18 protein-coding genes and 1 pseudogene are annotated in these 21,494 nt (G+C 58.7%); 12 read left to right on the top strand and 7 right to left on the bottom strand.

Annotation, left to right across the window (positions count from 1 at the left end; genetic code table 11):
• Positions 1-328 precede the first annotated feature (328 nt).
• Positions 329-2,371, top strand: a complete 2,043-nt coding sequence (locus tag ACYVL5_RS21525) for a hypothetical protein (RefSeq protein WP_460597623.1) — start codon at positions 329-331, stop codon at positions 2,369-2,371.
• Between the two features lie 11 nt (positions 2,372-2,382).
• A complete protein-coding gene (locus tag ACYVL5_RS21520; protein ID WP_460597622.1) occupies positions 2,383-4,092 on the top strand; it encodes an AIPR family protein in 1,710 nt (569 codons plus the stop codon).
• A 441-nt stretch (positions 4,093-4,533) separates the two neighbouring features.
• On the opposite strand, the gene ACYVL5_RS21515 is transcribed toward ACYVL5_RS21520, so the two are convergent.
• The 3 genes from ACYVL5_RS21515 to ACYVL5_RS21505 all read right to left on the bottom strand — a co-directional run bounded on the left by ACYVL5_RS21515 (position 4,534) and on the right by ACYVL5_RS21505 (position 6,719).
• Complete coding sequence (locus ACYVL5_RS21515) at positions 4,534-5,019, bottom strand: hypothetical protein (protein WP_460597621.1); 486 nt, start codon at positions 5,017-5,019, stop codon at positions 4,534-4,536.
• 118 nt (positions 5,020-5,137) lie between these two features.
• Positions 5,138-6,016: a hypothetical protein gene (locus tag ACYVL5_RS21510; protein WP_460597620.1), complete on the bottom strand. Its 879-nt coding sequence runs from the start codon at positions 6,014-6,016 to the stop codon at positions 5,138-5,140.
• Positions 6,017-6,260: 244 nt separating this feature from the next.
• On the bottom strand, positions 6,261-6,719 hold the full coding sequence (locus tag ACYVL5_RS21505; protein ID WP_460597624.1) for a hypothetical protein: 459 nt from the start codon (positions 6,717-6,719) through the stop codon (positions 6,261-6,263).
• Between the two features lie 102 nt (positions 6,720-6,821).
• On the opposite strand from ACYVL5_RS21505, the gene ACYVL5_RS21500 reads away from it, so the two are divergent.
• From ACYVL5_RS21500 to ACYVL5_RS21485, 4 genes are all read left to right on the top strand, one after another.
• Positions 6,822-7,211: a hypothetical protein gene (locus tag ACYVL5_RS21500; RefSeq protein ID WP_460597619.1), complete on the top strand. Its 390-nt coding sequence runs from the start codon at positions 6,822-6,824 to the stop codon at positions 7,209-7,211.
• A gap of 55 nt (positions 7,212-7,266) precedes the next feature.
• Entirely contained in the window at positions 7,267-7,500 is a 234-nt protein-coding gene (locus tag ACYVL5_RS21495) for a hypothetical protein (RefSeq protein WP_460597618.1), read from the top strand.
• Positions 7,494-7,967, top strand: a complete 474-nt coding sequence (locus tag ACYVL5_RS21490) for a hypothetical protein (RefSeq protein ID WP_460597617.1) — start codon at positions 7,494-7,496, stop codon at positions 7,965-7,967. The genes ACYVL5_RS21495 and ACYVL5_RS21490 overlap by 7 nt, the downstream gene beginning before the upstream one ends.
• 128 nt (positions 7,968-8,095) lie before the next feature.
• Positions 8,096-9,286, top strand: a complete 1,191-nt coding sequence (locus ACYVL5_RS21485) for a tyrosine-type recombinase/integrase (RefSeq protein ID WP_460597616.1) — start codon at positions 8,096-8,098, stop codon at positions 9,284-9,286.
• 441 nt (positions 9,287-9,727) lie between these two features.
• Here the strand turns inward: ACYVL5_RS21485 and ACYVL5_RS21480 are convergent, their stop codons facing one another.
• The gene (locus tag ACYVL5_RS21480) at positions 9,728-12,478 is read right to left on the bottom strand and encodes a bifunctional DNA primase/polymerase (protein ID WP_460597615.1); all 2,751 of its coding nucleotides are present in this window, start codon (positions 12,476-12,478) and stop codon (positions 9,728-9,730) included.
• Positions 12,479-13,373: 895 nt separating this feature from the next.
• On the opposite strand from ACYVL5_RS21480, the gene ACYVL5_RS21475 reads away from it, so the two are divergent.
• Both ACYVL5_RS21475 and ACYVL5_RS21470 read left to right on the top strand, forming a co-directional pair.
• Complete coding sequence (locus ACYVL5_RS21475; protein WP_460597614.1) at positions 13,374-13,799, top strand: hypothetical protein; 426 nt, start codon at positions 13,374-13,376, stop codon at positions 13,797-13,799.
• A gap of 114 nt (positions 13,800-13,913) precedes the next feature.
• Complete coding sequence (locus ACYVL5_RS21470; RefSeq protein WP_460597613.1) at positions 13,914-14,810, top strand: hypothetical protein; 897 nt, start codon at positions 13,914-13,916, stop codon at positions 14,808-14,810.
• Positions 14,811-14,903: 93 nt separating this feature from the next.
• Here the strand turns inward: ACYVL5_RS21470 and ACYVL5_RS21465 are convergent, their stop codons facing one another.
• Both ACYVL5_RS21465 and ACYVL5_RS21460 read right to left on the bottom strand, forming a co-directional pair.
• On the bottom strand, positions 14,904-16,112 hold the full coding sequence (locus ACYVL5_RS21465; RefSeq protein WP_460597612.1) for a tyrosine-type recombinase/integrase: 1,209 nt from the start codon (positions 16,110-16,112) through the stop codon (positions 14,904-14,906).
• 142 nt (positions 16,113-16,254) lie between these two features.
• Positions 16,255-16,581: a hypothetical protein gene (locus tag ACYVL5_RS21460; protein WP_460597611.1), complete on the bottom strand. Its 327-nt coding sequence runs from the start codon at positions 16,579-16,581 to the stop codon at positions 16,255-16,257.
• A gap of 74 nt (positions 16,582-16,655) precedes the next feature.
• Here ACYVL5_RS21460 and ACYVL5_RS21455 point away from each other — a divergent pair, with 74 nt between their 5' ends.
• From ACYVL5_RS21455 to ACYVL5_RS21445, 3 genes and pseudogenes are all read left to right on the top strand, one after another.
• On the top strand, positions 16,656-16,868 hold the full coding sequence (locus ACYVL5_RS21455; protein ID WP_460597610.1) for a DUF6290 family protein: 213 nt from the start codon (positions 16,656-16,658) through the stop codon (positions 16,866-16,868).
• Positions 16,852-17,121, top strand: a complete 270-nt coding sequence (locus tag ACYVL5_RS21450) for a type II toxin-antitoxin system RelE family toxin (protein ID WP_460597609.1) — start codon at positions 16,852-16,854, stop codon at positions 17,119-17,121. The genes ACYVL5_RS21455 and ACYVL5_RS21450 overlap by 17 nt, the downstream gene beginning before the upstream one ends.
• A gap of 673 nt (positions 17,122-17,794) precedes the next feature.
• A pseudogene (locus tag ACYVL5_RS21445) lies at positions 17,795-18,265 on the top strand (Hcp family type VI secretion system effector); the annotation flags it as partial.
• 355 nt (positions 18,266-18,620) lie between these two features.
• Here the strand turns inward: ACYVL5_RS21445 and ACYVL5_RS21440 are convergent.
• Positions 18,621-20,435, bottom strand: coding sequence for an alpha-amylase family glycosyl hydrolase (locus ACYVL5_RS21440; RefSeq protein WP_460597608.1), 1,815 nt, complete (start codon positions 20,433-20,435; stop codon positions 18,621-18,623).
• Between the two features lie 321 nt (positions 20,436-20,756).
• On the opposite strand from ACYVL5_RS21440, the gene ACYVL5_RS21435 reads away from it, so the two are divergent.
• Positions 20,757-21,386, top strand: a complete 630-nt coding sequence (locus tag ACYVL5_RS21435; RefSeq protein ID WP_460597607.1) for a TMEM175 family protein — start codon at positions 20,757-20,759, stop codon at positions 21,384-21,386.
• The last annotated feature ends 108 nt before the right edge of the window (positions 21,387-21,494 follow it).

Genomic DNA, 21,494 nt, shown 5'->3' with positions numbered 1-21,494 from the left:
GGCCTGACTGGAACTGGAAACGATTCTTCACGGCAGCCTCCTCGGATGGAATGTGCCGTGATTATATGAACCACCTACGACGTAATATGTCGCGCTTGTCTTCCAGCGGAAGATTGGCGCTAATCAGGAATCCTTTTGGGTGCATCTCCCGCCTCGATGCCAACCAACACTACAACATGACACAGATTTTTTCCTTATGGAGGCCTCTCACGACAGGAAGAATAGCCTTGCATAAAAGACAAAACTATCATAAGTTGCACAGAGTTAATAAGCCTCGGATCATTTAAGCCGGGTTTGACGAACACCTTCTGTAGAGACATGAGGTAGCATGACCGTCCAGACATTAACCAGCTTAGCTATGCTAAAGGTCGACCTTGACCAGCAGCACCGAAACTATGTTGACTATGTCAGCCCTTTTGTCGTCGATGTACTAAATGCAGATAGGCCTGAAATCATCTGTGATGCATCCATAGCAGACAAGCTTCTGCAACATTTTGGCCTAAAAGTGCCTACCAAGGCAGTCCAGCACGTGCTCAGGCGTCTACACCGGAAATCCTATCTTGAAATGGAAAACGGTGTTTTTACTGTCACTACAAAGCTGCCGACTTTAAGCCTTGATCAAACTCGCTCTAAGGCTATGGTCCATATAGAGGGGGTATTAAACGGGCTGATTGAAGAAGCCAAGGCGCACAATTTGACTTGGTCTGTTGATGAGGCTACGCGTGCGGCCACTGCTTTTCTAGGAATGTTTACAGTTGACTGCCTAAGGACGTACGTTTTTAACACGGCTTTACCTGTCGTTCCCGAGAAGAAGTCGGTTGAAATGTACGTTGTCAGCAAATTTATTACCAAGGCACAAGCGCGGCACGACGCCGCCTTCGAAAGCTTCATTATACTTGTGAAAGGGTTGATGTACTCCAATGCCCTTCTTTGTCCTGATCTTGAATCATTAGAAAAAAAATTCCAGAACCTCACTTTCTACCTAGACACCCCGCTACTTCTCAATGCAATGGGGCTTCAGGGCCCAGATGCCAAACGGGCGGCTGATGAGCTATTGACCTTATTGAAGAAACTAAAAGGATCTCTATCTGCTTTTACCCATACCGTTGTCGAGACTCAACAGGTCATTTCCGCCGCAGCCATAAATTTCACAAATCCACGAGCTACTGGACGTGTTATTGAGGAAGCTCGAAGGAGTGGCGTCCCGTTGTCTGATCTAATCTTAGCTCGGGACAGTGTGGATGAGCGACTTCGAGCAATGGGAATAACAGTAAAGCGAACTCCTGATTATACCGTTGATTATCAAATCGACGAACGAGAATTTGAGGAAATTCTGGCCTCAGAGGTATTTTATAAGGGGGAATCTGCCCTACTTAATGATCTAAACTCCATACGTAGCATATATGTACTTCGGCAGGGCCGACAGCCTGTGAGGCTGGAAGATTCCGTAGCGGTTTTTGTGACTCCAAACGAGAGGTTTGCAAAGGCTGCATTCCGAGCAGGGCGAAACCACAATTCCACTCGGGAGATTTCAAGTGTCATTACCGCCTACAGCCTTGCAAACATTGCGTGGCTGAAGTCTCCGGTAGAGGCCCCTGCGCTTCCACTCACCGAGACACTGGCTCTTTGCTACGCAGCTCTCGAACCGCCAGCCGATTTATTTAAAAAATACGTTCAGGAGATGGACCGACTACTTGAATCCGGCCAGATCACTCCACGAGATCACGAGATTTTGAGACTGTCTCCATCCGCTCGCGACGAGTTAATGGAGCTAACCCTCGGGGATGAGGCCGCGTTGACGGTCTCCAACATAAAAAGCATCCTTGCCAATCTAAAAGCATCGATCCTGTCAGAACAGAAGCTTGTACATGATGCTGAAATGGAAGCACTGACGAAACAGGGTGTGGAAATGTTAACGGAGGCTCAGAAGCGAGAAAACGCTCTTGCAGAACGAGTTGCTGCTGCCGAAGCGGCTGCGGCCAGGGCAGAAGAGGCTGCAGCGACCATCTTGAAGGAAAGCACTCGCAAAAGAGAGGCTAGGCGCAAATGGTGCAACAGGTTGGCTCACGTCGTGACTTTGCTGTTGATGTGGATTGTGGTGGCCACACTGCTTTTGGGTGCGCTCGCCGGCTCAGGTTTCATAACTGCTGCGTCTAACGCGTCCACCCTTGAGAAAGTAGCCTATCCGACCCTCGCACTCATTGCGGTGATTTGGGGGGTATACAGCTGGCATACGGGGGCAACCGTCAGACAAGTAGCGTCAAAACTTGAAGAGAATCTCGCACTCTGTTTCGACTCATGGCTCGATTTTAAAGGCGAACCAGGGTCGGGGAAACAGAGGGAAGACTCGCAGGACATGAAAAGAGGATAAAGGAAGGATTCATGAGCATTATCCATGTCAACCAGATCAAGAGCCAAGTCATCAAACTCTTCGGGGAAATCGTCGATCTGTCGGATCTTATAAACCCGGCTGAAAGTTCAAAAGAGGATTTTCTCCTAACAAGGTCTCTTGCAGCCTACGCTATCCACTACCTTTCGGAGGCAACTCCTGAAGATGCCGCGTCATCTGTCACCGATGCAGCGAATGACAACGGCCTCGATGCGATCTACTTCGACGAGCCGAACAAGCGCCTTTATCTCGTACAGTCCAAATGGATCAAAAATGGCATAGGGGAGCCCGAAAACGGCGACATTAAAAAGTTTGTCGCTGGCGTAAGAGACCTTTTCAATCTCCGATTCGACCGGTTCAACAAAAAGATCCAGAAAAATGAAGCTCTTGTCTCTGCGGCGCTCAATGATCCGCTGACGAGATACGAAATCGTAGTTGTCCACACCGGAGCCAGCAAACTAGCCGAGCCATCAGCTCGGGACCTAGAAGACCTTGCTGCTGAGTTCAATGATGTCAGCGAAGTGCTGTACACGACGGTCCTGAATCAGGCGGAGCTTCACAAGTCCTTAACTGCGAGCGTCGCTGGGGAGCCGATCAGCTTGCAAATCGGTTTGAAATCCTGGGGAAGGAAGGATGCCCCTCACGAGGCTTTTTACGGTCAGGTGTCGGCAGACCAAGTAGCATCGTGGTGGACGCAGTATCGTCACCGCCTTTTTGCGAGAAACCTTCGTGGCACCCTGGGGGAAACCGATGTAAACGTGGAAATGCGGCAGACCCTGGAAAAAACGCCGACTGATTTTTGGTACTTCAACAACGGGATCACCCTCGTTGCCCGTAGCGCGAAACGGACCATGGCAGGTGGTGCCGGTACGGATTTCAGCACTTTTCATTGCGAGGATATAAGTGTCGTCAACGGTGCCCAGACCGTCAGTAGTATCGGGAAATATGGAGACGCTAACCCGGCGAAACTAGAGGATGTCTCTGTCCATCTCAGGATCATCGTTAGAGGGGAAAACCAATCGTTTGCCGACGATGTCACTAGGACAAACAACCGCCAGAACAGAATCGAGAACAGGGATTTCGTGACGATAGATCCCGAGCAGAGCAGAATTCGAGTCGAGCTTGCCATTGACGGAATCGACTACCAGATGATGCGCTCTGATTCAGTAGTCCGATCTGACACGGCATTCGACTTGGTTGAAGCAACGACAGCGTTAGCCTGTGCTTCTGGGACAATCCGTCTTCCAGTACAACTCAAACGAGAGATCGGTAAGCTTTGGGACGATATAAAAAAAGCGCCTTACAAGGAGTTGTTTAACCCGTCAATTCCGGGGCTTTTTGTCTGGCGGTGCGTAAAGATGCAACGGCGAATCGACAAAGCCATCGAGAGCTATTGCAAGCGTACTGAAACCTCGAATAACTATGGTCTTACTACCCATGGCAACCGACTCATAGCAGCACTTGTTTTTGAGGCACTTCCTGTCAACAATTTCAAAACGCCTGGCTTTGAGCCAGATTCAGCAACTTCCGAGGAGAATCTGACAGCTCTTGTTGACCGTCGCGTTGAAGTTCTGAGCACATTATTAGAGCTGCATTATCCTAACTCCATCATTCCCACGCTCTTTAAGAATCTCAAGAAATGCGAGCACCTGGGGAATGAGGCTCGATCGATCCTGAATTCGGAACAAGCGCCAGCAGCCTAAGGCTTTATCTTGCGCACAAGGCGTAAAAAACCTCAAGGATCGGCACTGACTTGAAGCATCGTAGTTGAGGGAAGCCCATAGGCATCCTCCACATAGCATCCCTTCCGCCGGAGCTACTTCGCCTCCGGCGTGTTTTTTTCACCCACCGGGACACCATCCCGGCAATGGTTTCCCCCTGCCGCACCGACGCCAGCTTCAGCCGTAGGTGCATCGCCCTCTCCAGCATGAAGCTACGGCCCCGGCAGGCCTCCCCTCCGTCGGTGGCGGGTTCGTTGACGCCTGAGCGGGTTGCGATTTCGTGTAAGTTTCTCAACTTACGCCACAAAAAACAAACCCCGCCATGGTAGAGCGGGGCTTGATATCAATCGAGGTGGCGCCTCATGGCGCCTCACCTTTCCAGCGATTGGAGGCCAATGCGGCAACTCCAGAGAGTTACCTTACCTAGATGTCGTAAATGCGTCTGAAATTTTCCCTTGCGACCTCTGCAAGTTCTTCGTCGTCGCGGGTGATCTGCAGCATCCACTGATCTGCGTCATTTTTGAGAAGCAGCATCTCGTAGTATTCGAAGATGCTACCGTCTAAATCGTGCCAGGTCACTGTTTGCTTCTCCCGTGAACAGAGCAGACCATTCATAAGATCCCGGATCTCCTCATCGCTGTAAAGTAAGGCCTCGTGCAAGGGTTTAGGTATGTTCCCCGCGACAGCCAACTTGATCTCCGGGATCGCCATGGTGAAATTGCAGCCACCATCGGCTACCCGCGAGCATACGAAGCAGTCGGTTTTCTGGAAGACCGGGTTGCCGCACATCACGCAGGGGCCGACGTTGTTGGCGGTCACAGGTTTGGCTTGGGAAGTCGAGTCAAACTCGTCCTCAAGACCATCCATTGTTGCTGCCATCACAGCCTCCCCCTCTGCCTTCTCTCTCATTTTACGTATCCTCCATCGGTGGTTTTCTGTGGCGCTGCCACGATGGTGGAGACCCTACATCAAAGCAGGAGATTTTGCTTTGACGTGAACGCTTCGAACGCGTTCACGTCTTCATCGGCTAGAAGCGGTGCTTTCCCTTGAGGGCTTGGCGGGCTTTTTGGGGGGAGGTTGGTAGCTCAGGTTCGTTCGGGGTGATGTCGCCTTCGTTTCTGATCCACTCTTTGATCGTGCGAGCGGCGTTGGTCATGGAGAGTTGAGGATCATTTGGTCCGAGGCTGGCGAGGCCCTGTATGTACTCGTCTGCAACCTCTCTGGCAAGAACCTTTCTTTCCTCCGAGGGGCGTTCCTGCCGCAGTTGGAGGTATCGCCCCAATATCTTGTCCTTGATCGCCTTCCTTTTTTTCATCCCGGCCAGACGGTTCTGCTCCTTGATTCGTGATGCTTTCGCCTCCCCGTATTTCCGCTTGAACTCGTCGAACTCCCCTGGGGTCAGCATCTCGCGGCCGCGTGCCCGCTCGGCAAGCAACAGGCAGCGGTAGGCTTCCAGTAGGAGGCCTGCAAACACCTGGAGATCCTTGCCGGTATAATCATTCAAGCTATCTATCGCCTGGTCCACCTTGAGGAGGGCGAGTATTGCAAAGTCCTCCGCCCCAACCCATCCCTCCTCAAGAACGACGGGGATGGGGATGTCTTCCCGTGGCGTGGAGGCTCGAAACGGAAAGACCCTGCCCGGCATTATGGTGTCCTCCAGCAATGCCGCATCGTCAGGATACATCGGAAATGGGGCCCCTATCTCCTCTGCCGTCTCGACAAGCTTTCCTTCGTACCAGCGTAGTTGTGCAAGGATTTCACCGGCCCTCACTCTGACCTCTTCACCATTCCGGCGGCGGAGGACGTACCGAGCACCCATCAGGATATCTTCGATCTGCCAGTATGGGGTGCACGGAATCAGGTCGCTAGCCGAGGAAGGGTCCGGCGATATATGGTTAAATCGCATGGCTTCACCTGTGTGGTGATGGTGTCTAATAATCGGTCCTCATGTCCCCAATGATCTCGATCCAGAGACCCGACCTGCGCTGGGTCCTGTCACGGGGGGAAAGCCTTAAAACCTATATCGGCACCGTTATCAGATCACTTAGAGAAAACGTCCGCGCCCCTGATTGAATCGATAAGGGGGGAAGCCCACAGGCTTCCCCCCTTCTTGGCTTCCTCCTCATCTCATAACATCCCCACTACCTAGCCTACCGTGCCTCCGGGGTGTTCTCCTCGACCCACCGGGACACCATCCCGGCGATCGTCTCCCCCTGCCGCACCGACGCCAGCTTCAGCCGCAGGTGCATCCCCCTCTCCAGCTCGAAGCTCACCTTGACCGTCACCCTTTCGGTTGTCGGGGACTTCCGTGCTTCCCCGCCAAGCCTCCCCGCTGCCGGCGGGAGGCTCGGCGGCGTTTCGGCGACCTCCCTAGGCCCGCTGCCCTCGTCCACTCCCTCCCGGTCGCTTCCTGCAGCCTCCGGGCCAGCGACGCCCTGCGACGCGCCGACCAATCCGAGGACGTTGCCTCCCCCGATCCTGTTGCGTTTGCTGATCACCCCCATCTCCGTCCTCCCTCCTTCCAGTAGTCTTCGGTCCGCCGCAGTCGCGGCTTCCCTGCAATGGGTTGTTCTCCACCTCTCCCGTATCTCCCCCGACTTCGGAAGCATATTAGATCCTTGGCGGCATCGTCACGCCAGGGTTGCCGCGATGGGCATTCCCTGGGTTGGCCGTTGTCCCGCCGAGTGACCAAGGAAAACGGGAGGTGAAGGGTGAAGACGTTCGCGGACGAGGGAGAGGTGCGGGGGATGGCGGACTCCCCCGCGAAGAGGGCGCTGGCTGCCATGCTGGACAGGGTGCACGCGTGCCTGCCGGAGCTGGAGTTCGACGCACTGGTGGACGGCGGGGGGCCGTTCCTCCTGCTGGAGGTGGGGGACGACCCGGCGTCGGTCCCGCTGTACGAGGAGGGCGAGCCGCTCGACCTCACCGACCTGCAGGCGAGGTGCTACGAGTTCGTGTCGCTGTCGGAGGACGAGAGCACCTTCGCCCTCTACCTCGTCACCAGCGATCTCGGAGGGCCGTGCTTCTTCGTCCCCAACGAGCCATGGATCGGGAGCGCCTTCCGCAGGGCGCTGGCCGAGGAGGCCGCGAGGGAAGGGTAGTCCGGGAACTGAGCCCGGCGGGGAGCCGGAGGGGAAGTCCAAGAGGGTCGAGGAGTTGGGGGAAAAGTGCCTGCCGGTGCGGGCCGCAACGAGCCCCGGCGGGTTGTCGCCGGGCAAAACGACAACGAGGAGGGGAGAGATGCTGATCGGACTGGGAAGGAAGCTGCTCGGGGGGGCCGTGTTGCCCGCGCCGCTGGCCGCAGCGGTGGCAGTGGCGGAGGTGGCGCTGGTCGCTGCCGCCGTGGTGAGGGAGCTGGACGGGGAGGATGAGGAGGACGAGCCGTGGTAGTGCTCGCCGGGGAGGAAGGAGAGGAGGCGCTCGGTGGCCGTGTCCCGAGACTCGCCCTGCTGCGGGCCGCCGAGCTGCGGGCGGAGGGGGTGAGGGTCCTCGTGGTGGAGGAGGGAGACGACGTGCGGCGGGACTTCCGCATGGTCGGCAGGTACGGGCTGCTGACGTACCTGGAGGACCACTTCCAGGCCCCTTTCGGCTACGTCAGAGCCAGCGAGGAGGGCGGACGGAGGATGTTCGAGGCGTCGTTGCTGCCGTCGGGGCGGTTCCTGCTGGTGGCCCCCGACGAGGACTGGCTGGACGACCGGCTGCGGGTGACGCTCGACGTCGAGAGCGAGGGGTGGACCGACGGGGGGCCGTTTTGCCCTGCCGATGGGTGGCCGTTTTCGCACCCGGTACCGGACGGCGACCGGAGCCCCGCCGCCACCTCGAACAAACCATTGTCGGTGGATGGCTCGGCGGAGTAGCGCGCCTGCTTACAAAGGAGGCGGTGCTCTCCGGCGGCCTCTTCGGGCCAACAAAACAGGTCGCCGGGGGGAGCAGCCGCCCCCCGGCCGACCGAAAAAAGGAACACAGGAAAAAGGAGGACGACAGCATGAGCAAGAAGTTCCCGTTCACAAAGAGGGCGGTCGAGATTCTCCCCGCCCACGACCCCGCCAGCCCGTCGAGGGAGGCCGAGTACTCCGACGCCGAGTGCATCGGCCTGCACCTCAGGGTCGGCAAGAGCGGCCGCCGGTTCTTCCAGCACCGGTACACCTTCCTAGGCAGGAAGAAATGCATGGCCCTTGGGGAGTTCCCCGCCGTCACCGTCCAGGAGGCCCGCCAGAGGGTGGCCGAGAACAAGGCGGCGCTGGCCAGGGACAGGGACCCAGCCGGGGAGAGGAGGAAGGCCCGCGCGGAGCTGACCTTCGCCGACTTCGCGGAGAACAACTACCTACCCTTCGCGAGGGACCGCAAGAAGACCTGGGACGACGATGCGTGGAGGATCGCACAGATCTTGAACCCCGCCATCGGGGGGCTGCGGCTCTCCGCCGTCACGCAGCGCGACCTCCTCCAGGTCCTGGCCACGGAGAAGGCGCGGACCAGCGCGATCTCGGCCAACCACCTACTCGCCCTGGCGAAGAGGATGCTGGGCCTCGCCGTGGAGTGGGAGATGCTGGAAAAGAACCCCGCCGCCAACATCGAGAAGTTCAAGGAGCCGCCACAGCGTGAGCGGTACCTCACCGACGAGGAGATCCCGAGGGTCCTCGCCGCCCTGGAGGAGGAGAAGGGCAGCCTCTCGGTCGCAGCGATCCGCCTGCTGCTGTACACCGGCTGCCGGAGGGGCGAGGTGGTGTCGCTCAAGTGGGACCAGGTGAACCTCGCCGAGGGGAAGCTGCTGCTGCGGACCAGCAAGAACGGCAGGTCCAGGTGGGTGCACCTGAACGCCACCGCGAGGGGGATACTGGAGGAACTGGACGACCGAAGGGGGATGGACGAGCGGACGACGGGCACCGACTACGTGTTCCCGTCCCGAAAGGGGAGCAAGCTGCCGCACCTCTTCGACCTCAGGGTCCCGTTCGGAAAAGCCCTCCAGGCGGCGGGGATCGAAGACTTCCGCGTCCACGACCTGCGGCACAGCTTCGCCAGCATCGCGGTCCGGGCAGGGGCCAGCCTGTTCGAGGTGCAGAAGCTCCTGGGCCACCAGGACATCGCCATGACCCTGCGATACGCCCACCTGGCGGCGGACGACCTCAAGGCCGCCACCGAGAAGGTCAGCAACGCGCTGGGGCAGTCTGCGGCGTAGTACGCAGAAGGCTGGGTTTTCGGCACGGCGGGAAGGCGGTTCGCCAGAAAGCCCCCGAGAGCCCCCTTCTCCGGCTTCCCTGCATTGCCCACCCCCATGAGCCTCGGCGTCCGCCCCGACGCCGGGAACGCACTTCAGAGCGTCGGGAAACGGGTGCCGGGGGGCGGGGCGGCGGCTGGGCCGTGCGGGCGGCACTCGGGGGAGGAGGCCAGCCCCCCTCTCCTCTTTTCTTGACAACCCCTCCCCCCCTAAAGGGGGAGTCGGGGTTAGGGGGGACGGGTTCGGCAGAAAAACCGTCCCGATCCGTCGATCTGCCGCGCCCTCAGTTTGCCTAGCTCTCCGCAAGATGCGAGGCATCCGCCTAGGGAACACTTGGGGCAGGGCCACCCCCTGCTTCTTTTTTCCCGCGGTGCTCTCCAACCTTCCCCTCCAGCAATCCCTCTACGGGCGGAGCCGAAGCCCAACGTAGATCGCAAGGCTGTTCTTGTCCTTGCGGTGCTGGAACCCTTTCCCGGCCAACAACCTGCTGAGCCGCTTGGGGCTGATCTTGTAGTGTGCCCACTCGAAGAAATTCTTGCACATGGTCTCCGACTTCTCCGTGTACTCCGGGCCTTGCTCACACCTTTCCGACACCCAGCGGTCGAACTGCTCCTCCCACCACTGCGGCGTCTCTCTGCCGGTCCGGCCTCCGGCTGCCTTGAGGCGCTTCGTCTCCACCTGGGACGCGCAGGCCGGGTCCTCCGGGTCGTATTCGCGCGGCAGATACTTCGTCAACAGGTCCTCCCTGCGGCCGGGGCGGAACTCTCTGGTGCCGAGGTCGAGGACACCGTTGGTGAAGGCGAGCAGGCCGGGACGGTTGAGGTCCTGCTCTCGGACCGCAAGCATCTGCGAGACCAGCTCCATCATGCTCTCCATGGCTTCGACGGACTCCGACTTGCGCCCGTGGGACAGGAGCCGCTTCCTTACCGCCGGATCTTCCGCAGCCATGGCTTCGTCCCTGATCGACCGCACGGCGGCCTTGGCACTGCGGGCCGCTGCCCGGCTGCTCGTCTCCCAGAAGTTCCCCTTCCACGCAAGCCAGCGCCCCGTCTCCTCGACGTACCGGAGGTTGGCCCCGAAGATGGCAAGGAACCTCTCGGCGTTCCCGAGGTCTGTCAATGCTGCCGTCGGAGCGTATTTCCAAGCTCCGTCCAGGCAGGGGACCGCCTCGTCCTCTGAGAAGGGTGGCAGGCATCTCTCTGCGGCCAACAACACGAGGCTCTTCGCCTCATCGTAGTCCCAGCCCTCTTGCCGCAGGTGCCAGGCGAAGCGGAAGATGGTGTCGGTGCGCTGCCCATCCGGTATCCCCGCGAACGCTTCCCGGAAGGTGACCCTTTCCCGCGGCGCTCGGGTCCCCTTCTTGCCTTTGGTCTTTTTCGTCGTGACCAGTTCCAGCAACCATTCCGGCATTTCCGCGATCCTGGTTCCTGGGTTCTGCCAACGGTACGCCCCTGCAGGGGTTCTGGAGGGCGCAAGCACTACGAACCCCCCATCCCCTCGGAAGTCGATTCCCGTGAGAATGCCAGCTCTGTTGCCCAGCCTCTCCTTGGGTGCCCGGAAGAACAGGTGCTGTCCGCCGGAAGTCGTTGTCGCACGCAAGGTCGAAATGCGACCGTGACACGCTTCGAGGTCGGCTAGGTTCTGAAGCCCCGACTCGGAACTACCTTCCTTGGGGGGATCTGCGTCCAGGACCACGATGCCCGAGTCTCTCCCTGTCTTGAGGGCGATGTTGCGGTTCGATCTAGCCCACCACTTGGCTAACTGCCTCTTTTCCCTAGTGGCCTTCGTCTGCCACCCGGTTATCGGTGGCTTCTTGTCTCCCTCCTTGACAGGGAAGACAAGCCATCCCTTCTTGGCGTAATCGAACGCAGCCTTGAGCAGCTCCGAGGCCAACGCTTCCGACGGCTTGCCTTTCTGCCCCGCATGGGCGGGAGTTGTAGGCGGTACCGTGACGGGAACCTCCGGCGCGGAGAGCAACTCGCGCAGCCACTCGGGCAGTTCGGGCGGGCCGGGGAGCCCCGGCGGTTGGTACTCCCAGTTGAACCTCTCCGCTCCGTCCTGGTATGGGGGCAACTCGAAGCAATCGCCTTCCCCGAGGTAGGTGACGCCTCGGGGCAGTTCTCTTCCTGGGAATCGCTCCTGGGGAGCGCGGAAGACCAAGATGTCGAAGCCGCGCCCGCTGATCCTCGGGTACAGCCCCATGCCATGCCAGTCCGCAAGGGCCTTCAGGTCCGAGCCTCTCCCGTGAAGCCCGACGACACCGGAGTCTAGCCCCGCGATCACGGCTATGCCTAGGTGGGGGTTCCTCTGCCAGAACGAGGGGAGGTAGGACTTGTTCGCCTGGACCTGGCTAGGATCGGAAAACCCTTCCGCGCTGAACGGGATGAGCCTCCACCTAAGCCTACGGTAGGCATTCGCGGCCTCCTCGCGCGACATGCCATTTGCGGCGGTGAAGTCTCCGGCTGCGACCAGTTCCCGCAGGCCGAAGGTCGCCTCCCCTGCCAGCAATGGCATGAGCCACTCAGGCACCTCGGCAAGCACCACCGGCTCCCGCGACCATGCCGACTGCTTGGGGTGGAAGTACTCACCCTCCCCGAGGAAGGCCACCCCCGGAGCGATGTCTGCCCTGCTTGGGAGGTCAACAGATGGAGCCCTGAAGAGGACAAGGTTTCCGCCCCTGAGCGCCGCGCTGTTTCCCTCCAGGGTCGCCAACGGTGGCTTCCCTTGCGACATGGCCGACCAGGTTCTTTTTCCCCGCATGGCGTCGAGCACCAGCGCCACGACCCCGGAGCGTCGCCCCGTCGAGACCCCCACCTCTGCCCCCTGGTCCAGCCAGTGGCAGACCCGCCGGTGGCCGCTCGTTGCCGCGTCAATTCCTCGGGAGCCGAGAAGCTCGCCGGTCTTCGGCTTGACCGGAACCAGCCGCCACCCTTTCTCCAGGTACGCCAATGCCGCCTCGTCGGCGGACAACTCCCCCAGCCCCGAAAAGTCGTACCGGGGCACGTAGGGCGCATCCGTCCTTGGGCTTGGGCGGAGCCTCCGGGGCACGACCGAGTTGCCCGTGCCGGGAGCGGCACCGTCTCCCTGGCTCTCGCCGTTCCTGCCTGTCTCCTCGCTCATCTTCCGCCTGCCCTCCCTCCGGGTCTCTGCCATGGGGGACCTCTCCGGTGCGCCACCATGGTCTCGCGCTGGGGCGGACTCTACCGCAAGATGACCCCTGTTGTCGAGTCCGGCGACGGCGCTCTTTCCTGCCGAGGGGGACCGCGATTATCCCCCCCCCCGCGGAGGCCGGGGCGGGAGCCGGGCCACGGGTCCCGCCGGAAGCCCGTGAGAGCCCCCTTCTGGGCGGTCCCAGCCTCCTCCGCAACCATGGGCCTGCTCGCCGAAGTGAGCGCCTGGATGGTGCCCCAGAGCTCCCCGAAGCGGATGCCGTGCCAGGGAGGGCGAGGAAGCGGCTGCCAGGTGGACCGGAGAGGCTCTCCGGTCTCTCTCCGGTCTGGGCGGTTCGGGAAGGGGATGCTGGGCCGCTTCTCCGGCCGAAAACGAGCGTCCACGGGTTGCCTTGCGGCCCGGAGATTCCTTGTCTTTCCTGCGCTCTGCCGAATCCCGCACGGTGGCGATTCCGCTCTCGGGGCCACTACACCTGCTTCGGGAGCAGGGGGTCGGAGGTTCGAATCCTCTCATTCCGACCAAAAAAATCAAGGCCTTTGGCTCACGCCAAGGGCCTTTTTTTCGCCGCTCCGGTCCGATTCCGGTCCACGAAAAAGATTCCTTTCCTCGCCTAGCCTCTCTCAAAGCGGTCCCTGGATACCACCTCGGCCCCTCAAACTCCTTCTCGCAACGATCTTCAGCCAAGCGGCCCCGACTTCCTCCCCCCTCCGGTTTCTCCGGTCCTTTTCCGGTACATCAGCAGTTGCTTGGGGGGCGAGACTCGTGCTTCTTGATCGCATTGGCCGGTTCGAGAGAGCTCGACAGAGAAGAAAAATCACCTTGCCATGCACATCAAACTACTCTAGATTACCCTTGACTAATCCGGCTGCCGGAGGGAATGGACTTGCTCTACATCATGGGCGACACATCAAAGACGTGGGAGGTTGTGGCACGGATTCTCGCTGCGCGAGAAAGCCTCGACATGGTGGCGCTCTACTATCCAGGCACAGAGATTCCTCCGTCTCCGTTTTTGGTTGCTGCTAGATTGGAAGACCTAGAGCCAGTGACGACTTGGGATGAGGACACATCCGCGACTGCAAGTGCACGGATGCGGGTGGACGGTCAATTCCTCGGGTCCTTAGCGGCCCTGTCCCTTGATTCGTTCGAGGGCGACCTCGCACTCTACCCCCCACAAAAGCGGGAGTGGATCGCGTGTGCCATTCCGCACGAGAAGATGGTACTTGTTCGCGACAACCAGCTCTTGGGGCCTCTGCGGGAAGCGGGAGTCCCAGCCCTAGACACGGCACCCGACGGGTGGCGGTAGGAAAGAAAGAACCTTGAAGATCGAGTTGGACAAAAACGTACCTCTTATTTTGTCCAATATCAGCCGCCGAAGTGAAGCATACCGAGCAATCCTCGCCGTAGCCTGAGGTTTACGATGCCGGCCAACATTCAGGAAGTCATAGAATCGCTTGGTTGTCCCAAGCCCCCCCAAAACCTACTTCAACAGCCCCTTGACTTCGATACAGGCTACCTCCACCGATTATGGCACACTGAGCAGTTGCCCCACCCCGAGGATCTTTACGACTACGCACACGACTTGTGTTACCAGGAACTTCAACCTGATCTTTTTTTATTCCTACTACCATTCTGCCTTCAGGCTTGGCAACAGCACCTTTTTGATCCTTTGGAATCAAGGTTGGCAGGATTTGCTGAGCTTTTTTCTACAGCGATGGCAAAGCACGCTGGCTTTAGACACATTCTTACACTAGCCCAGGTAGAAGCAGTAGAAACGTTCATGCGGATGGCCATCCTAGAGAAGATAGATCAGGAAAAGTCTCTGTCTTTTTCTGGAAGCCTAGCAACCCCGTATACGTGGATATCTGCAATTGGCACTTTCGGAACTGTTTTTCCAACCGTTGAGCTGCTCTGGAAGGACTGGTGGAGCGCGTCAACCGTAGGGCGAGCTTGTGCAGTGCTCCAGTACGTATCTGCCTTGATGTACCCTGACGACAGGAACCCGATCTTTAGTCCTTGGACACGCGATGCAGGAGGGGGAGTTCCTGCTCTGTGGGATACAGACTCTCTGAGCTGTGACCAGGCTTGGCTGCCAGAAAATATTGCTTATCTACGAGGGACACTGACACCTAGATTCATTCACTTGTCAATAACGACCGCCGCAGCGATGCTGAGGGGAAATATCCAGAGCAGTGTTCCTGAACAGATGATGTCGGACTTCGAGCGAGCAAAGGTGCTCGTGGAGCTCAGAGTAGAAGAACTCCTACAATATCTAGCGGTACCTCTCGGAGAAGTGAGATCTTGGGTCACTACTTGAGACAGTATTGAATAGTGTCGTTGCAAGGGTGGCCCCTGCTTTCTCCCGTCGAAAAGCTTCCCCCTGCCTCGCAAGCGGCAGGGGGAAGTCAAATTAAGCTGCTTGGCCAAGCATGGAGGCCACGCCAGCGGTGGCCTTCTTGAGCCCCTCATCACAGAGGTGGGCATACCGCTGGGTCATGGCTATGTCCTTGTGGCCAAGCAATTTCTGCACGTCGAACAGGCTCGCTCCACTCATCACCGCAACGCTGGCGAAAGTGTGCCGCAGGTCGTGGAGGCGGAAGTTATCGATTCCTGCCTCGCTGCACGCTCTGTTGAAGGGGTTTCGCAAGTCGAACAGGTGGGGCTTCTTGGCCCCTTGTCGCGAGGGGAAGACGTACTCGCTGTCGCGGGTGCGGGCGGTCAACTCCCGCCTCTCCGTGAGCTCGTCCAGCACCTCCTTCGCCATTGCGTTCAGGTGCACTGTCCGGGATCCTCCGTTCTTGGTGTCCAGCAGGAAGATTCGTTCCTCTTCCATCCTGACTTGATCCCACTTGAGCGACACCACTTCGCTCCTGCGGCATCCAGTGAACAGCAGGAGGCATAGGGCCGCGACGGAAAGACGATCCTCGTTTTCTTCCAGCGCCCTCAAGAACCGGGGTAGTTCTTCTTTTGTCAGGTACCGCTCGCGGCTGGGCGGCTCTTTGAACTTTTCCTGCCCGCTCGCGGGGTTCTTCTCCAACAGTTCCCACTTGACCGCCAGGTTCAGCATCCTCTTCAAGGTGGTCAGCACGTGGTTCGCTGTGGTCGCGCTCGTCCTCGTCTTCTCCTTGCTGTGCAGCAGGGCCACGTCTCGCGGCGTGATGGCCGACAGCCGCTGCCGTCCGAGTGCAGGGTTCAGCAGCTTCTCGATCTTCCAAACGTCGTCATCCCACGTCTTCTTGTGCTGCTTCGCGTGCGGCAGGTAGTACTGCTCCGCGAACTCGGCGAAGGTCAGGTCGTTCCGTGCCTTCTCCTTCTCTCCTGCGGGGTCCTTGTCCCTTGCAAGAAGGGTCTTGTTCTGCGCTACCCTCTGCCGGGCCTCCTGCACGGAGACAGCCGGGAACTCGCCGAGGTTCATGCACCTCTTGCGTCCGAAGAAGCGGTAGCGGTGCTGGAAGAAACGCCGCCCGTTCTTGCTCACCCGGAGATGTAGCCCAGTGCACTCGGCGTCGGCGTACTCCGCCTCGCGAGAAGGACTGGCCGGGTCGTGGGCGGGAAGCGTCTCGATCGCCCTCTTGGTGAAGGGGAACTTCTTGCTGTGTTGCGGTCTGTACTGGATCAACTTCCTCCTCCTTGCTCGGGGCGGTGAAGGGATCCTGCACCTTCGCGCCCCGTGGGTGTTTTTGGTCGTCTTGATTGGCTCGAAACGAAGTGCGTGTCCTTATGAAGCAGGCGCACTACTCTCTCGGCCCATCGCCCAACAATCAATTGTTCGTTGGGACCGGGAGTGTCCGGTCCTCTTCCGGTCCCGAGGGGGGATTTCGGGTCGTTTGCGGGGGGCGTTTCGGATCGTCAGGCCCCTGCGGCAGGAACTCCTCCCCCTCCACGTCGAGGACGATCAGCAGTCGGTCGTCAACCCAGTCCTCTTCCGGGACAACCAGAAGGTACCTCCCCGAGGGGGCCAGAAGGGCCTCGAAAACCCTCCTCCCTGCCTCGACGACGTACCGGACGTACTCGAACGGAGCCTGGTAGGGGAGAGGCGAGGGGGACGTTGTTGAGTTCGTTGAGTTACTCCCGGAGCAGGTCGACAAATTCGACGATGCCCCCGTGCTGGTTGACCCAACCGCGCCAACATGTTATACAATGTTATACAGGAGGGTATCCCATGCTTGCAATACGCCTGGAAAAAGAGCTTGAAGAGCAGATCGATCTGCTGGCCAAGGTGAAGCAAAGCAACCGCAGCGCAGTGGTGCGCGAGGCGGTGATCCGCTTCCTAGAGGACAATGAAGACCTCGAACTGGCCAAGCAGGCGCTGGCCGAGACGAAAGGGAGCAAATCGTTGAAGGAATTGAGGCGGGAACTTGGCCTGGACGGTTGAGATCAGTGACGTGGCCGAGAAGCAGTTGCACCGACTCGACCGCCCGGTGCGGAAACGCCTTCTCGACTGGCTCGACGACCGCATCGAAGGGTGCAAGGACCCTCGTCATTTCGGCGAGGCCCTACGTGGTGATTTATCCGGACTGTGGCGCTACCGGGTCGGTGACTATCGCATTATCTGTCAGATTCACGATGACCGGCTGGTAGTCCTGGCCCTTGCGGTCGGACACCGACGGGAAGTCTACAGGTCCTAACTTATCGTCGCTGCACCTTCTCCGGTCCTATTCCGGTCCGCTTTGCTCGTGCTTACCTTCCTTGCTCGCCGAAGCCACCGGGAAGATGCTGCACTTTCCTTGCTTACCACGAAGCCTCTTCCATAACTTTTCAACAGTTTGCGGCCCTTGGCACCCTCCATCCCTTTGAGGGTATGGCCTCCGTCCCGTAGTGCATTTGCTTCGGGAGCAGGGGGTCGGAGGTTCGAATCCTCTCATTCCGACCATTTAAAACAAGAGCCCTCGGCACCCGCCGGGGGCTTTTTGCGTGGGGGCGTCCGGTCCTTCTCCGGTCCCTGCAAAACTTTCCTTGATCCGCATAGCTTCTTTTTCCTCACAACTCGGGGCGGCCGCCCGTCCCCCCGCCCGCGTCTCCGCCACCCTTCAAACGAAACCCCACTGTGGCGCGTGCAACCAAAAAGTCAGCTCGCCTCCGGTCTCTCCGGTCCTTTTCCGGTTCGGGGCGTTCCGGCCTCTTCCGCCCCCCCTTAGAGCCAATAGCCCCTCAATGGACTCCGCCCCCTTCGCCTCAAAGATCGGGGTGCCCCCTTTACATTTAAAACCTTTAATCTAAACTCTTCAGCGACCGCAAACCGGTCCGTCCCGTAGACGCCGCACTCAAGGAGGATGTCCACATGGCAATGCCAGCCCAGCACACCTTACGCTGCAAGGCGAAAAGCAAGGGAACATCGACGGCTCCTGCGACATGCAGGGCAGGGAAGGATCGATCATTATCTACGGAGTCAACCATGGCATCAGCATTACTCGCAGCCCGACGGACGGCCTCGCAACAGGAAAACGGGTACATGGCCCTCTCTCCGTCATCAAAGAACAGGATCGGAGTTCGCCGAAACTGTACCAAGCACTTTGCACCGGCGAACATCTCAAGCGGGTCACGCTTAAGTGGTATCGGATAACGAAGATGGGCACCGAGGAGCATTACTTCACTCATGAACTTGAAGATGCCATCATCGTGAGCCTCTCGCCGTTCATGCCTACCACTCTGCTTTCGGAAAACGATCCGTACCGACACATGGAACAAGTGTCGTTCACCTACAAGAAAATCAAATGGACCTGGGAGCCAAACGGAGTCGAGGCCGAAGATTCCTGGGACGTGCCGAGGTGACTACAGTACCGACAAATCAGGCGAACGAGGCAGGAGTGTTTTCATGTCGAATTTTTACACCTACTTCAAATCAAATATGGACGCCATGGGGCTTCCCGCTCCCGAGTCACTGTTTGGCAATTTGCAACAAGCCCTGGCTACCGCTTCTACCCTCGCTGCTTTTGTTGATAAGTTCGGAGCGAGAGTGACGGTAGGAGAACTCGTCGGGGCCGGAACTGGAAGCAGTCAAGGGAGTGCCGACAGCGGGGTAAGCCGGCGCTACTCCAGCACCGCATTCCGAGCATCACGAGAAAAGGCCCTTTGGCATTACGCCGAGGGCCTTTTCCGTACCCGCACCGGCGGCCGCGTACCACTATTATTCATCCTGCGAGAAGATCACCACGGTATAAGGGCCTATGCAGATTTCGCCGCAGCAGGGAAGTCCATCGGCTTCTTCCTCACGGGTTTCAACATTTGGTGTGGCATGGTTCTCAAAATCCGGACCGTAATTGTAGGAGTCGCTGTTAAAGCGCGTGTGCCATACCCCCGTGCGTGGAAAACCGATAACGTAACGGTCGCGGCTTTCAATGGTCAGATTAACCACCACCACGACGGAGTCTTTGGGACTCTCCTGGTCCCAGCGATGGAAGGCGATGAGTTTGGCCTCATCGTCCACATGGAAGATATGCACGTTTTGAGCGCATAACCCCCGCGACACGCCCGCCAGATTGCGCCTAAGGGCGATCAGATCCCGGTACATGCCGAGAATGCCGCTTTCATCCTCGGCCCGGCCCCAATCGATGGGGTCCTTGTCATGGAACCAGCGGTCTTCCAAGAGCTCCTGGCCCTGAAACAGCATGGGGATCCCCGGCGAGGTAAGCACGAGTGCAGCGGCCAGCGTGGAGCGCTTTTTGGAAAACCAGCTGTCCACCTTGCCGGGCCAGATCTCCTCCGGCACCCTCGCCCTCCCATTGGCGACCTCGTCGTGCGATTCGGTATAAATGACCCGCTCAAAGGCGTCGGTCTCGAAGCGATGCTCGATGGCTCGACAGACCGCACCGGTATCTCGTAAGGCGTCGTCACGGGATATGACCGCTTGACGGATGGGGTGCACGAAATCGCTGTCCCATTGCGCACTGAAACCCGCGCCCCCCGCCCCCACGTCGATGTTCACCCAGGTGTTGTTCTTCAGATCTTCGGCGATGCTGATCTTGCCTGGGCACCGGCTCTGGATTTCCTCGTTGATCCACTGCATCAGGCTCCAACCTTCGGGAATGTCATTGGCCGGATTCGAGTCATTGCCCTCGATATTCTTGATGTAGGTTACCGCATCCCAACGCAATCCGTCGGCGTGGTACTCCTCCAGCCACATCAGGGCGTGATCGCGCAGGTACTGGCGGACCTCGTCACGGCCGTAATCTGGCCGGGTGTCGCCCCAGGGTGTCGTCGAGCGACGATCGTTGTAAAAGTAGATCCCCCCCTTTTCGTTTTCGCTCCAGCCGTCAAATTGCCACAGATCGAGATCGGATGGGCCGAAGTGGTTGTAGACGACGTCGATGATGATCGCGATCCCCTGCTCGTGGGCAGCTTTCACGAGCCTCTTCAAGGCGTCCGGCCCACCGTAGACACTCTCGACGGCAAAGGGGTGCGAAGGGTTGTAGCCCCAGGAAAAATCACCGGAGAATTCCATGACCGGCATCACTTCGAGGGCATTGACGCCGAGTTTGGTTAGGTAGGGCAATTTTTCGATGACGCTGTCCAGGGTGCCCGGCTGCCCCTTTTCTATTACCAAGAAGGTTCCGACATGCATCTCGTAAACGACGAGCTCATTCCAGGGCGCCATTTTAAAGGTATCTGGCCCCCAATCGAAGGCCTGAGGGTCGTAAACGATGGCATTTCCTTTCGCGTTGGTCACCTTTCTCGCGTAAGGGTCGATACGGGAGACCGGGCCGGCCGGTCCGTGAATCAGGTAGCGGTACTCATCTCCCGCCTTAGCCCCCGACAGGTAGGCCGACCAGTACCCGTTTTTCTCGCTGGAAAGAGGTGTCGACACCTCGTTCCAGTCGTTGAAACTGCCGACCAGGAAGACTTTGTTGGCATGGGGTGCCCAGACTCGAAAGGCTACCCCTCCTGCATCGGGGATAGCCCCCATACCCGGATGGTCTTTCGTCATGCTCGCCTTTGGTGTCATAGGTCCTCCCTGTTACCAACGGTACTGCCGGAATGGACTGGCGGAACGAGAAGGACCTCGTGTCCGTCGCCACACTTTGAAATCATAACAGTTTACTGTCTCTTTTCATGCCTCCGGCAGCGGTTATTGGCAGTGCGGCTTGATGCCGCATCGAAACTCCCGCATCTGCCGGGCTTGCAGAAAAGATTTCCCTAGCGGCATTCAAGAGACGGAAAGGTTATACAATTGAAACGGTGAACGTCTGACACGGTTGGAGCCGTCACGAACGTGCTCCCTCTGAACAACGTTCGAATTTTACCGGAGCACCAGGTGCATTAACCGATGTCTGAGACATTCCAAAGGAATGAAACGGGGCGCATTGAGGCTTTCAGCGATGGCGTATTCGCAATTGCCATAACCCTGCTGGTTCTTACCGTCAGGGTGCCCAAAGCCACGGAACTTGCCCCGGGCGAAGGCCTCGGATCGGCCTTGCTGTCACTGTGGCCTCACTACCTCGCCTTCGTGACCAGCTTTGCCACCATCCTGGCGAAATGGGTAAACCATCACCGGATCTTCACGTTTGTCCGGAAATCCGATCATACGTTCTTGTACTGGAACGGTTTAGTGCTTCTCCTGGTCACCTTCCTGCCATTTCCGACCGCGCTGGTGGCCGAGTATTTGCGGCACCCCGAGGCGAAAGTGGCGGGAGCGGTTTATTCCGGGACCTACTTCGCGATAGCCCTGGTTTTCAAGGGGATGTGGCATTATGCATCTAGTGACGGAAGGCTGCTCGGGCAGGATCGAAGGGCCGATGCGGCTGATATCGAACAGATCACCAGGCAGCTCCGCTTCGGGCCGGTCATGTATTTTGCCGCCTTCGCGGTCTCCTTCCTGTCGGGCGTATTGAGCGTTGGTTCCTGCCTGTGCCTGGCCGTGTTCTTCGGATTCAAAGGTTGGCCGACCAGAGAGTGACAAGGGGCCCTTCCTCTGTCTGCCAGGTATGAGTCAGGTCCGATCGCGGTGACCATTCGATGTGGGGGTGGGGGCAGCTTGAGTCAGACGGTACTGGGGAATGTGAGA

This window comes from Geomonas sp. Red276 (genome assembly GCF_054784495.1).
The sequence above is the reverse complement of the archived record's forward strand: the minus strand, read 5'-3'. Positions and strand labels throughout refer to the sequence as shown.